The organism is Pseudoduganella sp. (assembly GCF_041914865.1).
Lineage (GTDB): Bacteria > Pseudomonadota > Gammaproteobacteria > Burkholderiales > Burkholderiaceae_D > Rugamonas.
Genome location: NZ_JAYSCO010000093.1, coordinates 1 through 14664, shown reverse-complemented (window position 1 = coordinate 14664; position 14664 = coordinate 1). Strand labels below are relative to the sequence as shown.

Here is a 14664-nt window from a genome sequence, read left to right as displayed (position 1 = left end):
TTCTGCTCCTGCCGGCCGCCGTACCGCCCCAAAGTGGACATGACCCCCAAAGTGGACATTTAGACCCGAATTCCCTTCCTGTTCGTTCCAACACCGGGCGCGGCGAGCGGCTACACTAGCCGTATCCTGCACTAACTCCCTTTGGAACAAGCATATGAAGATGAAGTCCCTGTTGCTGGTCCCGGTACTGGCCCTGCTCGCCGCCTGCGGCGGCGGTGGCGGCGGCGATTCCAGCCCGAGCACGCCGGCGACGCCGACCCTGAAGTCGATCACCGTCACGCCAGCCAACCAGACCATCCCGCTCGGCGGCACCCTGCAGATGGCGGCCAGCGGCCTGTATTCGGACGGCAAAACCGCCGCCATCACCAGCGGCATCAGCTGGACCATCAAGGGCACGAACGCCACCATCGGCTCCAGCGGCCTGGTGACCGCCAATGTGCTTGGCACCGACACCGTGACCGCCACCGTCGGCTCGGTCAGCGGCAGCACCAACATCACCATCAGCCAGCCCTGGGCCGAAGTCTTCGGCGGCGGCAACCACGCCGTGCTGCTGAAGAAGGAAGGCAGCCTGTGGGCGGCCGGTTCCAACGGCTGGGGCCAGCTGGGCGACGGCACCACCACCGACCGTAACAAGCTGGTGGCCGTGAACGGCAATGTGCTGACCTGGAAGCAGGTGGCGGTGGGCGAATTCCATACCGTTGCCATCCGCACCGACGGCACGCTGTGGGCCTGGGGCTTCAACCAGAACGGCCAGCTCGGCACCGGCACCACGGTCGATCGCGCCGTGCCGGTGCAGATCGGCACCGCCAAGGACTGGACCTCGGTCGCCGCCGGCAAGGCACACTCGCTGGCCGTCAACAAGACCGGCCAGCTGTGGGCCTGGGGCCGCAACTTCAACGGCCAGCTGGGCGACGGCACCAAGATCGACCGCCTGGCGCCGACCCGCGTCGGCACCGCCGTCGGCTGGAAATCGGTGTCGGCCGGCGCCACCCACACCATCGGCCTGCGCACCGACGGCACTATCTGGACCTGGGGCGCCAACGAGAGCGGCCAGCTGGGCAACGGCACCACCACCGAAGCCACCGCGCCGGCGCAAGTCGGCACCGCCACTTGGGTGGCGGCAGTGGCCGGCGGCGCCCACACCATGGCGATCCGCGCCGATGGCGCCCTGTTCGCCTGGGGCGCCAACGCCTCCGGCCAGCTGGGCGACGGCACCGCGCTCGATGAACTGGAGCCGAAACAGGTCGGCACCGACACCAACTGGGCCAATATCGCGGCCGGCTCGGCCTTCTCGCTGGCAGTGAAATCCAACGGCACCCTGTGGGCCTGGGGCGCCAACGGCGCCGGCCAGCTGGGCCTGGGCTCCAACCAGGACAAGAGCGAGCCGACCCAGGTCGGCACCGGCATGACCTGGCGCGCAGTGGCGGCCGGCCTGCGCCACGCCTACGGCATCCAGACCGACAGCAGCGTCTGGGTCTGGGGCCGCAATGTGGAAGGCCAGCTGGGCAAGGGCGACAACGCCGACATACTATCGCCCTTCCCACTTCCATAGGATTGTGCAGCAGGAATGCGACACTCGGCGCGCTGGGCGCGCCGAAGCGGATACAATCGGCCTGTAGACCCTGCCAACTTTGTATCTGGATATAACGTGCCCCTTCTCCTGGCTGGCCTGTGCGCAATCCTGCTGCTGTTCCAGGCGCCTTTGGCGCAGGCGCAGGAACGCGTCACGCTACAGCTGAAACATAGCCACCAGTTCCAATTCGCCGGCTACTACGCCGCGCTGGAAAAGGGCTACTACCGCGATGCCGGCCTCGATGTGCAGATCCTCGAGGGCAGCGACGGCAACGAGCCGGAACGCGCCGTGCTCGATGGCCGCGCCCAATACGGCGTCGGCAGCAGCAGCCTGCTGCTGGCGCGCATGTCCGGCAAGCCGGTGGTGGTGCTGGCGGTGATCTTCCAGCATTCCCCGTACGCCCTGGCCATGCGCCAGACCGGCCCCGCGCCCGATATCCGCAGCATCGCCGGCAAGCGCGTGATGATCGGCTCCCTGACCGACGAACTGACCCAGGCCGATGAGGTGATGGCCTACCTGCGCAAGGAAGGCATCGCCACCAGCCAGCTGGTGCGGGTCGAGCACAGCTTCAACCCGGACGACCTGGTCAAGGGCAAGGTCGATGCCATGTCGATCTTCGTCAGCAACGAGCCGGACTACCTGGACCGCCTCGGTTTCCCCTACGATATCTACAGCCCGCGCGCGGCCGGCATCGACTTTTACGGCGACAACCTGTTCACCAGCGAAGCGGAAATCAAGAACCACCCGGAGCGCGTGCGCGCCTTCCGCGCCGCCAGCATGCGCGGCTGGCAGTACGCCATGAGCCACCAGGAAGAAATCGTCGACCTGATCCTCAACAAGTACTCGCGCCAGCACGACCGCATGCACCTGCTGTACGAAGCGCGCCAGATGGTGCCGCTGGTGCAGCCGGTGCTGGTGGAAATCGGCTACATGAACCCGGACCGCTGGCAGCACATCGCCGACGTCTACACGGAACTGGGCATGCTGCCCAAAGGCGCCACCTGGAACGGTTTCCTGTACAACGCCGACCCCGGCAGCGACCTGACCTGGCTGTACCGCGTGCTGGGCGTGGCGGCCGGCCTGCTGGTGCTGGGTGCGGTGATCCACTTCTCGCTGCTGACGCGCGAGCGCACGCGCGCCGAAGAAACCATCCGCAAAGGCGAGCAGCGCTTCCGCACCATGTTCGAAGCGGCGCCGATGGGCATTGCCCTGATCGACTCCGGCAGCGGCCAGTTCAAGGACGTCAATCCGCGCTACGCCGAAATCGCCGGCCGCTCGGCGCAGGAGATGCGCGCCAGCCGCTGGCTGGAAATCTGCCACCCGGACGACGTGGCGCCGGAGCAGGAAAAGATGGCGCAGCTGGCGGCGCAGCAGATCAGCGGCTTCAAGATGGAGACGCGCCTGGTGCGCCCGGACGGCCGTATCGTCTGGGTGGAAGCTTCGATCAACGCGGTGGAAACCGAGAGCCAGCCGCACCACCTGTGCATGATCGAGGACATCACCGAGAAAAAGGAAACCGAGGCCCTGATCTGGCAGCAGGCCAACTTCGACACCCTGACCCAGCTGCCGAACCGGCGCATGTTCCTCGACCGCCTGCAGCACGACATCCTCAAATCGCGCCGCGACGGCACCCGCATCGCCATCCTGTTCATCGACCTGGACCACTTCAAGGAGGTCAACGACACGCTGGGCCACCACCAGGGCGACGTGCTGCTGGTGGAAGCGGCGCGCCGCATCGGCGCCTGCGTGCGCCAGTCCGACACCGTGTCGCGCCTGGGCGGCGACGAATTCACCGTGATCCTGCCCGAGCTGGCCGAAGTGGACCGGGTGGAAGGCATCGCGCAGAACATCATCGACAGCCTGCGCATGCCGTTCCAGCTGGGGCAGGAGCAAGCCTTCATCTCGGCCTCGATCGGCATCACCATCTACCCCGACGACGCCGGCAATATGGAAGACTTGCTGAAGCATGCCGACCAGGCCATGTACGCCGCCAAGGGCGCCGGCCGCAACCGCTTCAGCTACTTCACGCCGGCGCTGCAGGTGGCGGCCCTGAACCGCATGCGCCTGACCAACGACCTGCGCGGCGCGCTGAAGGGCAACCAGCTCAAGCTGTACTTCCAGCCCATCGTGCACCTGCCGAGCGGCAAAGTGCACAAGGCCGAAGCCCTGATCCGCTGGGAGCACCCGCAGCGCGGCATGGTCAGCCCGCTGGAGTTCATCCCCCTGGCGGAAGCGAGCGGCCTGATTGTCGATATCGGCGAATGGGTGTTCCGTGAATCGGCGCAATGGGTCAAGCGCTGGCGGCAGGACGTGCATCCCGCCTTCCAGGTCAGCCTGAACCAGTCGCCGCTGGAATTCCAGCGCGAGCGCGGCAGCTACGCCGAATGGCTGGCCTACCTGCAGCAGCTCGGCGTGCCGGGCGAAAGCATCGTGGTCGAAATCACCGAAGGCCTGCTGCTGGACGCCAGTGCCAACGTCACCGACAAGCTGCTGCAACTGCGCGACGCCGGCATCCAGGTCGCGCTGGACGATTTCGGCACCGGCTACTCCTCGCTGTCGTACCTGAAGAAGTTCGACATCGACTACCTGAAGATCGACCGCAGCTTCACGCGCAACCTGGCGCCCGACTCGAGCGACATGGCCTTGTCGGACGCGATCATCGTCATGGCGCACAAGCTGGGCCTGAGCGTGATTGCCGAAGGCGTCGAAACCACCGAACAGCGCGACCTGCTGGCCGCCGCCGGCTGCGACTACGGCCAAGGCTACCTGTTCGCCCGCCCCCTGCCCGCCGCCGACTTCGACGCCCTGCTGCGCCAGCAATCCAGCGTCGCCACCGCCGCCTGAAATGTCCACTTTGGGGTCAGGAACAGAAGTGGACATTTTCCTAAGGAAAATGTCCACTTTCGTTCCTGCCGGGCCGCCGTACCGCCCCAAAGTGGACAAAGTGGACAAAGCGGACATTGCGCTTCTTGATCCAGTTGACATCCTCCCCCACCTCGGCCTCCGGCCGCCGCTTACGCGGGAAGGAGGGGGATTCCTGCTGCGCCACTACCAGCAGTGGGCTGGCATAGTCCGCTTCGGAGGGTTCCTGCTGTTGACGGCATTACTACACCATTCACTACACAGGCTAACCGGGCGTCGTCCCGCCCTTCGCTTCGAATCATTGCTTCACCGCGTCGCAACACATTGATCGCGCCCACCACATCGGCATTATTTTCATAGCCGCACGCCACACACGCGAATTTGGCTTGTGTGCGCCGGTTATCGGGCGAGACATGACCACACCCCGGGCAAGTCTGGCTCGTATGAGGCGCAGGAACCGCCACCAGCGAGCCGCCTTTCCAGGCCAGTTTGTAAGCAAGCTGGCGACGAAACTCATACCAGCCTTGATCGAGGATTGCCTTGTTCAGGCCGGATTTGGCGCGCACGCCGCGCCCAGGCTCGCTCTGGCTGCCGGCAGCCGATTTCGACAACTGCTTCACACGCAGGTCTTCGATATAGACGATCGCGTGGTTGTTGCAGATCGCCCTCGTCACCTTGTGCAAAAAGTCTTTGCGCGCATTACCTATGCGCGCGTGAACGCGCTGCACGCGCTTCTTAGCCTTCGTCCAGTTCCGACTGTGTTTGACCTTCCGGTTCAATGCCTGCTGCGCCTTACGCAGCCTGGCCTCATGCCGCTTGAAGCTGTTGATCGGTTCCTCGTAATCGCCATCCGACAGGGTGGCAAAGCGAACGATGCCCATGTCCACGCCGACGGCCTCGCCGCTGGCGACCACGGGGGCGACTTCGCGCGCGGTCTGAATTGCCATAAACCAGCGCCCGGCATGCAGGCTGACCGTCACATTGCGCACCGCGCCCAGTACTTGCCGACTATTGCGATAACGCAGCCAGCCCAGCTTGGGCAAGAAAATGCGGTCATTGCCTTGCTCGATCCTGATTTGTTGTGGGTCCGGATAGCGGAAGCTGTCCTGGCGCCCTTTCTTTTTAAAGCGTGGGAAATCCGCGCGCCCCGCAAAGAAATTGGCGTAGGCCTGCTCCAGATTCTTGAGTGATTGTTGCAGCGGATGGGTGGGCGCCTGCCGCAACCATGGTGTGTCCTTGGCATGCCGCCAACCAGTCAGCAGCTTGCACAACGCTGCATACCCCAGCCTCTTGTCACCACCCTCGTAGCGCGCTTTCTGGATATCCAGCGCCTTGTTGAAAACATAGCGGCATGCGCCGGCAAAGCTTTGCATTGCCCGCCGCTGCCGGCCGTTTGGCATCAACTCAAATCGATATGATTGAAGGCGCTCCATACTGTAATTTTATACAGTATTCCGTATCGCAGTCGCACGGAAGGATGCCTGCGGCATCCGCGCTCTTGACCTCGGCCTGAAGGCCGAGGCTTGCCGCGCATTAGGTCAAAGCGGGCTTGCTTCCTAAAAACCTATAGTTACTCCCGAGTTAACAAAGGAGTAATCACATGGAAAAAGAAAAACAGGCCTACCTGGTAGGCGCCGGCATCGGCAGCCTGGCTGCCGCCGCCTTTATGATCCGCGACGGCAAGATGCGCGGCGACCAGATCCGCATTTTTGAATCGCTCGGCGTCAGCGGCGGCAGCCTGGATGGCGCGGGCAATGCGCAGGACGGCTACCGGCTGCGCGGCGGCCGCATGCTCACCACCGACAATTACGAATGCACCTGGGACCTGTTCCAGTCCATCCCGTCGCTGCGCCACCCGGGCCAGTCGGTGCTGGACGAAACGCTGGCCTTCAACGAGCTGCACAAATCGCACTCCCCGGCGCGCCTGGTCGACCGCAACCGGCACAAGGTGGATGTAAGCTCGATGGGCTTCAGCCTGCGCGACCGCATGGAACTGCTCAAACTGCACGAGGCCGACGAAGCCGCCCTGGGCAACAGCCCGATTACCGACCACCTGTCGCCCGGCTTCTTCGACACCCCGTTCTGGTACATGTGGGCCACCACGTTCGCCTTCCAGCCCTGGCATAGCGCGGTGGAGTTCAAACGCTACCTGCACCGCTTCATGAAGGAGTTCTCGCGCATCGAAACGCTGGCCGGCGTCAAGCGCACGGTGTTCAACCAGTACGATTCCCTGGTCAAGCCACTGCAGGCCTGGCTGCTGCAGCAGGGCGTGCGCATCGAAAACTGCTGCACCGTGAGCGACATCAAGCTGGCTGAACGTGCCGGCGACGAACTGCTGGTGGAGGCGATCGAGCTCGACCGCAACGGTGTGCGCGAGCGGCTGCCGGTGGCGCCGGACGACCTGGTGTTCTTCCAGAACGGTTCCATGACCGACGCCTCCAGCTTCGGCAGCATGCACGCAGCGCCGCCCAGGCTGGACCGCCACCAGAGCGGCGGCTGGCAGCTGTGGGAGCGCCTGGCGCAAGGCCGCCCGCAACTGGGCAACCCGGCCGCCTTCAACCGCAATATCGCGCAATCGTGGTGGGAGTCGTTCACCGTCACCCTGCATGACACGGCGTTCTTCGACCAGATGCAGGCCTTCACCGGCAACGTCGCCGGCACCGGCGGCCTGGTCACGTTCAAGGACTCCAACTGGTTGATGTCGGTGGTGCTGGCGCACCAGCCGCACTTCGACAACCAGCCGGAAGGCGTGCGCGTGTTCTGGGGCTATGCCCTGCATCCGGACCGCGTGGGCAACTTCGTCGCCAAGCCGATGGCCGAATGCAGCGGCGCCGAGATCCTGCGCGAGCTGGCCGGCCACCTGAACTTCGAGATGGAGGTCTTCGACCGGGCCAACTGCATCCCCTGCCGCATGCCCTACATCACCAGCATGTTCATGCCGCGCCTGCGCAGCGACCGTCCGCTGCCGGTGCCGCCCGGCTCGCGCAACCTGGCGCTGGTGAGCCAGTTCGTCGAAGTGCCGGACGATGTCGTGTTCACCGTCGAATACTCGGTACGCGCGGCGCAGATGGCGGTCTACCAGCTGCTCGGCATCGAACGCGAAATACCGCCGATCAAGCGCCACGACAAGTCGCTGGAGGTGATGCTGGCGGCGCTGGTCAAGGCTGCTTAACACTGTTTTTCCCGCGCGGGCAAGCGCCGCGAAAATGTCCACTTTTGTTCCTGACCCCAGGGTGGACAAAACTTGACCTGGCTCAAGGATTTTTCGGCGCTGCCCGCGCATGATGCGCGCTATGAATCTCGCAAACTCCCTCCTGCGCGCGCTCCATGAGCATGGCGCGCGTGAAGTCTTTGGCATCCCCGGAGACTTTGTCCTGGCCTTCTTTGAACAGATCGAGAAATCCGGCGTCCTGCCCCTCTACACGCTGAGCCACGAGCCGGGCGTTGGCTTTGCAGCCGATGGGGCGGCGCGCTACCACGGGCGCATAGGCGTGGCGGCGGTGACCTATGGTGCGGGGGCACTGAATATGGTCAACGCCGTCGCGGGCGCTTATGCGGAGAAGGTGCCGCTGGTGGTGATCTCGGGCGCGCCGGGCACCAACGAGCGCCGCAACGGCTTCCTGCTGCACCACCAGGTCAAGCATCTCGATTCGCAGATGGCGATCTTCCGCGAAATCACCTGCGACCAGTGCGTGCTGGACGATCCGCAGCGCGCCCCTGCCGATATCGCGCGCGTGCTGCGCAGCGCGATCACGCATTCGCGTCCGGTCTATATTGAGCTGCCGCGCGATATGGTGCATGCGCCGTGCGCGCCGGTGGAGCCATTGCCCGCGCCCGGCCACGATGCCGATGCGCTGGCGGCCTGCGTGGAGGAAGTGCTGGGCCGCCTGGAACGCGCCGAGCGTCCGGTGCTGATGGTGGATATCGAGATCCGCCGCTTCGGCCTGGAGGGCAAGGTGGCGCAGCTGGCCGCCCGGCTGCAGGTGCCGGTGGTGACCTGCTTCATGGGCCGCGGCCTGCTGGCCAGCGAGCCGCAGGCGCCGCTGCTGGGCACCTATCTCGGCGTGGCGGGGGCGGAGGCGGTGACCGATGCGGTGGAGCGCTCGGACGCGCTGCTGATGCTGGGCGTGATCCTGTCCGACACCAATTTCGGCGTACAGCGCGAGCGTATCGACCTGCGCAAGTGCATGCTGGCGCTGGATGGCGACGTCACGCTCGGCTACCACACTTACCACGGCATCCCGCTGGAGGCGCTGGTGGACGGCCTGCTGGCCAAGGCCAGGCTGCTGCGCACCGGCCCCGTCCAGCCGGGCGAGCACACCGTCTACCCGTGCGACCTGCCGGCCGACGCGACGGCCCTGGTGCCGACCGATGTGGCGCGCGCCGTGAATGACCTGATGCGCAGGCACGGCCGCATGCCGATCGCCTCCGACATCGGCGACTGCCTGTTCACCGCCCTCGATATCGAAAATACCGACCTGCTGGCGCCCGGCTACTACGCCACCATGGGCTACGGCGTGCCGGCCGCCTTCGGCCTGCAGGCGGCCGGCGGCGAACGCCCGCTGGTGCTGGTGGGCGACGGCGCGTTCCAGATGACCGGCTGGGAGCTGGGCAACTGCCAGCGCTACGGCCTGGATCCGGTCGTGATCGTGTTTAACAACTGCAGCTGGGAGATGCTGCGCGCCTTCCAGCCGCAGTCCGGTTTCTGCGACCTGAGCGACTGGCACTTTGCCGACATGGCGCCGGCGCTGGGCGGCGACGGCTACCGCGTCGCCACGCGCGGCGAGCTGGTTGCGGCGCTGGAGAGCGCCATGCAGCGGCGCGGCCGCTTCCAGCTGGTGGAGGTGATGCTGCCGCGCGGCGGCCAGTCCGACACGCTGGCGCGCTTCGTCAACGGCGTGCGCCGCCTGCAGGGAGGCAAGGCATGATCGAACTCGTTTGTCCGGCCGGCAGCCTGCCGGCACTGAAAGCCGCGGTCGATAACGGCGCCGACAGCGTCTACCTCGGCTTCCGCGACGCCACCAACGCGCGCAACTTCGCCGGCCTGAATTTCGACGAAGCCGCGATTGCGGAAGGCATCCGTTACGCCCACCAGCGCGGCCGCAAGGTGCTGCTGGCGCTGAACACGTATCCGCAGGCGGCCAACTGGAAGCTGTGGCGCAGCGCGGTCGACCGCGCCGCCGGCGCCGGCATCGACGCCATCATCCTGGCCGACCCGGGCCTGATGGAGTACGCGCGCAACACCCATCCCGGCCTGCGCCTGCACCTGTCGGTGCAAGGCTCGGCCACCAATTACGAAGCGATCAACTTCTATCACGAGCAGTTCGGCATTTCGCGCGCCGTGCTGCCGCGCGTGCTGTCGATGCAGCAGGTCGAGCACCTGCTGCGCCATGTGAAGACCGAGATCGAAGTGTTCGGCTTCGGCAGCCTGTGCGTGATGGTGGAGGGACGCTGCGCCCTGTCCTCCTACGCCACCGGCGAATCGCCCAATACGGCCGGCGTCTGCTCGCCGGCCAAGGCCGTGCGCTGGCAGGAAACGCCGAAGGGCCTGGAGTCGCGCCTGAACGGGGTGCTGATCGACCGCTACCAGCCGGACGAAAACGCCAGCTACCCAACCCTGTGCAAGGGCCGCTTCGAGGTGGAAGGAGAGACCTATTACGCCATCGAGGAACCGGCCAGCCTGAACACCATGGAACTGCTGCCGCAGCTGACCCAGATGGGCGTGAAAGCGATCAAGATCGAAGGCCGCCAGCGCAGCCCGGCCTATGTGGCGCAGGTGACGCAAGCCTGGCGCGCGGCGATCGACGCCTGCGGCGACGGCACCCGCCGCTTCACCATCAACCCGAGCTGGAGCGCCGCGCTGGACCGCGTGGCAGAAGGCCAGCAGCACACCCTTGGCGCCTATCACCGCAAATGGAAATGAGTATGTTGAAACTAGCCCTCGGCCCGGTGCTGTATTACTGGCCGCGCCTGACCATGTTCGAGTTCTACCAGCAGGTCGCCGACAGCCCGGTCGATATCGTCTACCTGGGCGAAGTGGTGTGCTCGCGCCGCCATGAGCTGCGCCTGCCGGACTGGCTCGATATCGCCGCGTTGCTGCGCGACGCCGGCAAGGAAGTGGTGCTGTCGACGCAGGCCCTGATCGAATCGGGCGCCGAACTCACCACCATGCGCAAGCTGTGCGAGAGCCGCGACTTCCTGGTGGAAGCCAACGATTTCGGCGCCGTGCGCAACCTGGAAGGCGCCGGCTTCATCGCCGGCCCGCACCTGAACATCTACAGCGAACCGACGCTGGCGGTGCTGGCGCGCCAGGGCGCGCGGCGCTGGGTGGCGCCGCTGGAGATGGACCGCCGCGCCATCGCCACCCTGCTCGATACCCAGCCGGCCGGCATGGAAAGCGAAGTGTTCGCCTGGGGCCGCATGCCGCTGGCCTTCTCGGCGCGCTGCATGACGGCGCGCAACCGCAACCTGCCAAAGGACGATTGCCAGTTCAGCTGCATCGATTATCCCGATGGCCTGGTCATGGACACGCGCGAGCAGCAGGCCTTCCTGGTGCTGAACGGCATCCAGACCCAGTCGGCGCGCTGCTGCAACCTGGTGCTGGCCCTGCCCGAGATGGCCGACCTGGGCATCAATGTGCTGCGCATTTCGCCGCAGGCGCGCGACACACTGGAAGTGCTGGCCGCCTTCGACAAGGTGCGGCGCGGCGAATGGCAGCCGGCGCACGCCGCGCACGTGCTGGAGCCGCTGGCGCCCGGCGGCAGCTGCGATGGCTTCTGGAGCGGCCAGCCAGGCATGGAGCGCAGCGCAGCGCTGGAGGAGGCCGTATGACCGCCGCCGCACTGCGCCTCCCGCCCGCCATCGGCCGCCTGCTGGGCCGCCTGCCGCCGCAGCCGCCGGCCTGGCTCTTCGTGCAGGGCCTGAACCGCCTGCTGGCGCCGCAACTGCCGGAAGACGTGAAGCAGGCCCTGTTCGCGCGCCGCCTGCGCCTGCGCGTGGACGACATGGGGCTCGATATCGATTTCAGCTGGCAGGGCAAGGCCTTCGACATGGCACGCCACGACGGCGCGCCCGACCTTACCATCGGCGCCTGTGCGCACGACCTGCTGCTGATGGCGCGCCGGCAGGAAGACCCGGACACCTTGTTCTTCTGCCGCCGCCTGATCCTGGAAGGCGACACCGAACTGGGCCTGCTGTTCAAGAACACGCTGGACGGGCTGGACGCCAGCGCCTTCGACTGGCGCCGCCTGCTGCCCAGAATCCCGCTGCCGCCCGGCGCGCGCCATGGCTGACAAGACGCTGCCGCTGGTGTACTCCTGCTCCGGCTGCAGCAGCGCCGCGCAGCTGGCCAATGCCGTCGCGCTGCGGCTGGACCGCAACGGCAGCGCCGAAATGTCCTGCATCGCCGGCGTGGGCGGCGGCGTCGCCCCGCTGGTCAAGCTGGCCCAATCGGGCCGCACCATCCTCGCCATCGACGGCTGCCCGCTGGCCTGCGCGCGCGAATGCCTGGCGCGCCAGGGCGTCACGCCCGACCACCACCTTCTGCTCAACGAGCACGGCGTGCGCAAGAAAATGCACAGCGACTTCAACCCGGCCGACGTCGACACCCTGGCCGCCCATGCCACCCGGCTGCTGGCAGGCCGCGAGTAACTTGTAAATTGCCAGTAAAATCAAATAGATGCGTAATTTTCCCGCCAGGTTTAGTATTTCAAAACAATAAATTTTTCAGGAGGGATGGCATGAAAGCACAGGTGATGCTGGTGGCGTTGGCCCTGGCGGGCGGCAGCGCCGCGGCGGCCGACGATATCGAGTTCTATACCACCAAGTACGTCGGCGACGATATCGCGTATGAAAACGTTGGTTGTGGCAAGCCGGCGATTCCAGCGCTGTCGCAGACCAAGAAAGAAATCAAGAAAGTGTCGGACGAGATGGAAGCCTGGCGCTCCTGCTATAACGCCTACACCGAGCGCCTGGCATCGCTGCAGCCGGTCGGCAAAGCGTTGCCCGCCGGCCTGGCCGAGCGCATGACCCCGGCCCAGCTGGCGCAGGCCAAGAACCGCATGGCCCAGGTCTATAACGCGGTGATCGACGAAGCCGAATCCGTGGCCAAGGTGGTCATGGCCGAGCACAGCGCCTGGATGGCCAAGACTGACGAGTGGGTCAAACTGGAGGATGCGCGCCAGAAGGACAAGCAGGCGCAGATCGACCGCATGGCACGCGAAATGCAGCTGGACCGCGGCAACGCGCGCGGCAGCCCACTCAGCGCCGGCGGCAGCGGCAAATGATATTTCTGATGTGATAACTATTTCCGGCAATACTGCAGGTGCGGCCACGCATTTCCCGCCAAAGCGGGATAATAGCGGTCGCACCATGCGGTTCTGATAGACAAAACCTATTGAGTCTATTTGAACAATCAAATTTCCAAATCCGAGGGAAAGCCTTAAACTGGCGTCTCATTGATTCACAAACCCACGAGGAAACCACAATGTCCCTGATTAACACCCAAGTAAAACCATTCAAGGCCACCGCATACCACAACGGCAAGTTCGTTGACCTGACCGAAGAATCCCTGAAAGGCAAGTGGTCCGTATTCGTGTTCTACCCAGCCGACTTCACCTTCGTGTGCCCAACCGAACTGGAAGACCTGGCAGACCACCACGCAGAATTCGCCAAGCTGGGCGTGGACGTGTACGGCATCTCGACCGACACCCACTTCGCCCACAAGGCATGGCACGACACCTCCGACGCGATCAAGAAAGTGCAGTACGCCCTGATCGGCGACCCAACCGGCACCCTGTCCCGCAACTTCGAAGTGATGATCGAAGAAGAAGGCCTGGCACTGCGCGGCACCTTCGTGATCAATCCGGAAGGCTTCATCAAAGTGATGGAAGTGCACGACAACGGCATCGGCCGCGACGCTGCCGAACTGCTGCGCAAAGTGAAGGCTGCCCAGTACGTGGCTTCCCACCCAGGCGAAGTGTGCCCAGCCAAGTGGACCGAAGGCGCGGCAACCCTGAAGCCATCGCTGGACCTGGTCGGCAAGATCTAAGCTAGTCCGCATTCAGCCCTGCTGAAGGCAACCGGCGGCCCTACGGGGCCGCCTTGAGGCGTTGAAGCGGTAGCTACCGCAACCGACTAATCAGAAAGGAATAGCCATGCTGGACGCAGACCTGAAAGCCCAACTCTCCTCCTACCTGGAGCGCGTTGTCCACCCGATCGAGATCGTGGCGCACACCGACGCCTCCGCCAAATCGCAGGAAATGTCGGCCCTGTTGCAGGACATCCTGTCGGCCGGCCACGGCAAGATCACCGTGGTGCCGGGCAGCGACGAGCGCGCCCGCAAGCCGTCCTTCGACATCAACCGCAAAGGCACCGATATCGGCGTCAGCTTCGCTGGCATCCCGATGGGCCATGAATTCACCTCGCTGGTGCTGGCGCTGCTGCAAGTGGGCGGCCACCCGATCAAGCTGGATGAGAAAGTCATCGAGCAAATCCGCAACCTGGATGGCGACTACGTCTTCGAGACCTTCATCTCGCTGAGCTGCCACAACTGCCCGGAAGTGGTGCAGGCGCTGAACGCCATGTCCGTGATCAACCCGCGCATCAAGGTGGTGGCGGTGGACGGCGGCGTGTTCCCGAAAGAGGTCGAAGAGCGCCAGGTGATGGCGGTGCCGATGATGTACCTGAACGGCCAGCATTTCGGCCAGGGCCGCACCAATGTCGAGGAAATCCTCGCCAAGCTCGATACCGGCGCCTCGGCGCGCGCTGCGGCTGAACTGAGCAAGAAAGACGTGTTCGACGTGCTGATCGTCGGCGGCGGCCCTGCTGGCGCTGCGGCCGCCATCTACACGGCGCGCAAAGGCATCCGCACCGGCGTGATCGCCGACCGTTTCGGCGGCCAGGTGCTGGACACCCTGTCGATCGAGAACTTCATCTCGGTGAAGGAAACCGACGGCCAGAAGTTCGCGGTGGCGCTGGAGCAGCACGTCAAGGAGTACGACGTCGACATCATGAACACCCAGCGCGCGTCGAAGATCGTGCCGGGCAAGATCAAGGAAGTGCACACCGAGAGCGGTGCGGTGCTGAAGGCCAAGTCGGTGATCATTTCCACCGGCGCGCGCTGGCGCGAAATCAATGTGCCGGGCGAGAAGGAATACCGCAACCACGGCGTGGCGTACTGCCCGCACTGCGACGGCCCGCTGTTCAAGGGCAAGCGCGTGGCGGTGATC

At 65.1% G+C, this 14664-nt stretch carries 12 protein-coding genes; 11 read left to right on the top strand and 1 reads right to left on the bottom strand.

What is annotated here, in order from left to right:
* Positions 1-154 precede the first annotated feature (154 nt).
* Together ACE3TQ_RS25860 and ACE3TQ_RS25855 are read left to right on the top strand one after the other, a co-directional pair.
* Positions 155-1552: an Ig-like domain-containing protein gene (locus tag ACE3TQ_RS25860; RefSeq protein WP_374586458.1), complete on the top strand. Its 1398-nt coding sequence runs from the start codon at positions 155-157 to the stop codon at positions 1550-1552.
* A gap of 96 nt (positions 1553-1648) precedes the next feature.
* On the top strand, positions 1649-4417 hold the full coding sequence (locus ACE3TQ_RS25855) for an EAL domain-containing protein (protein WP_374586456.1): 2769 nt from the start codon (positions 1649-1651) through the stop codon (positions 4415-4417).
* A gap of 170 nt (positions 4418-4587) precedes the next feature.
* Here ACE3TQ_RS25855 and ACE3TQ_RS25850 read toward each other — a convergent pair whose 3' ends face one another.
* Positions 4588-5868: an RNA-guided endonuclease InsQ/TnpB family protein gene (locus tag ACE3TQ_RS25850; protein WP_374582236.1), complete on the bottom strand. Its 1281-nt coding sequence runs from the start codon at positions 5866-5868 to the stop codon at positions 4588-4590.
* Positions 5869-6035: 167 nt separating this feature from the next.
* Here ACE3TQ_RS25850 and ACE3TQ_RS25845 point away from each other — a divergent pair, with 167 nt between their 5' ends.
* The 9 genes from ACE3TQ_RS25845 to ahpF all read left to right on the top strand — a co-directional run.
* Positions 6036-7607 (top strand): oleate hydratase, encoded by a 1572-nt coding sequence (locus tag ACE3TQ_RS25845; RefSeq protein WP_374586454.1) that lies wholly within the window; start codon positions 6036-6038, stop codon positions 7605-7607.
* Between the two features lie 121 nt (positions 7608-7728).
* On the top strand, positions 7729-9363 hold the full coding sequence (gene ipdC, locus ACE3TQ_RS25840; protein ID WP_374586452.1) for an indolepyruvate/phenylpyruvate decarboxylase: 1635 nt from the start codon (positions 7729-7731) through the stop codon (positions 9361-9363).
* Entirely contained in the window at positions 9360-10358 is a 999-nt protein-coding gene (locus tag ACE3TQ_RS25835) for a peptidase U32 family protein (protein WP_374586450.1), read from the top strand. Before ipdC ends, ACE3TQ_RS25835 begins: the two co-directional genes overlap by 4 nt.
* 2 nt (positions 10359-10360) lie before the next feature.
* Complete coding sequence (locus ACE3TQ_RS25830) at positions 10361-11266, top strand: U32 family peptidase (RefSeq protein WP_374586448.1); 906 nt, start codon at positions 10361-10363, stop codon at positions 11264-11266.
* On the top strand, positions 11263-11727 hold the full coding sequence (locus ACE3TQ_RS25825; RefSeq protein ID WP_374586446.1) for an SCP2 domain-containing protein: 465 nt from the start codon (positions 11263-11265) through the stop codon (positions 11725-11727). The genes ACE3TQ_RS25830 and ACE3TQ_RS25825 overlap by 4 nt, the downstream gene beginning before the upstream one ends.
* On the top strand, positions 11720-12085 hold the full coding sequence (locus tag ACE3TQ_RS25820; RefSeq protein WP_374586444.1) for a putative zinc-binding protein: 366 nt from the start codon (positions 11720-11722) through the stop codon (positions 12083-12085). The genes ACE3TQ_RS25825 and ACE3TQ_RS25820 overlap by 8 nt, the downstream gene beginning before the upstream one ends.
* Before the next feature lie 89 nt (positions 12086-12174).
* Positions 12175-12720: a hypothetical protein gene (locus ACE3TQ_RS25815; protein WP_374586443.1), complete on the top strand. Its 546-nt coding sequence runs from the start codon at positions 12175-12177 to the stop codon at positions 12718-12720.
* Between the two features lie 200 nt (positions 12721-12920).
* The gene (gene ahpC, locus ACE3TQ_RS25810) at positions 12921-13484 is read left to right on the top strand and encodes an alkyl hydroperoxide reductase subunit C (protein ID WP_161024000.1); all 564 of its coding nucleotides are present in this window, start codon (positions 12921-12923) and stop codon (positions 13482-13484) included.
* 106 nt (positions 13485-13590) lie between these two features.
* A partial coding sequence (ahpF, locus tag ACE3TQ_RS25805; RefSeq protein ID WP_374586440.1) for an alkyl hydroperoxide reductase subunit F occupies positions 13591-14664 on the top strand: 1074 nt, incomplete at its 3' end.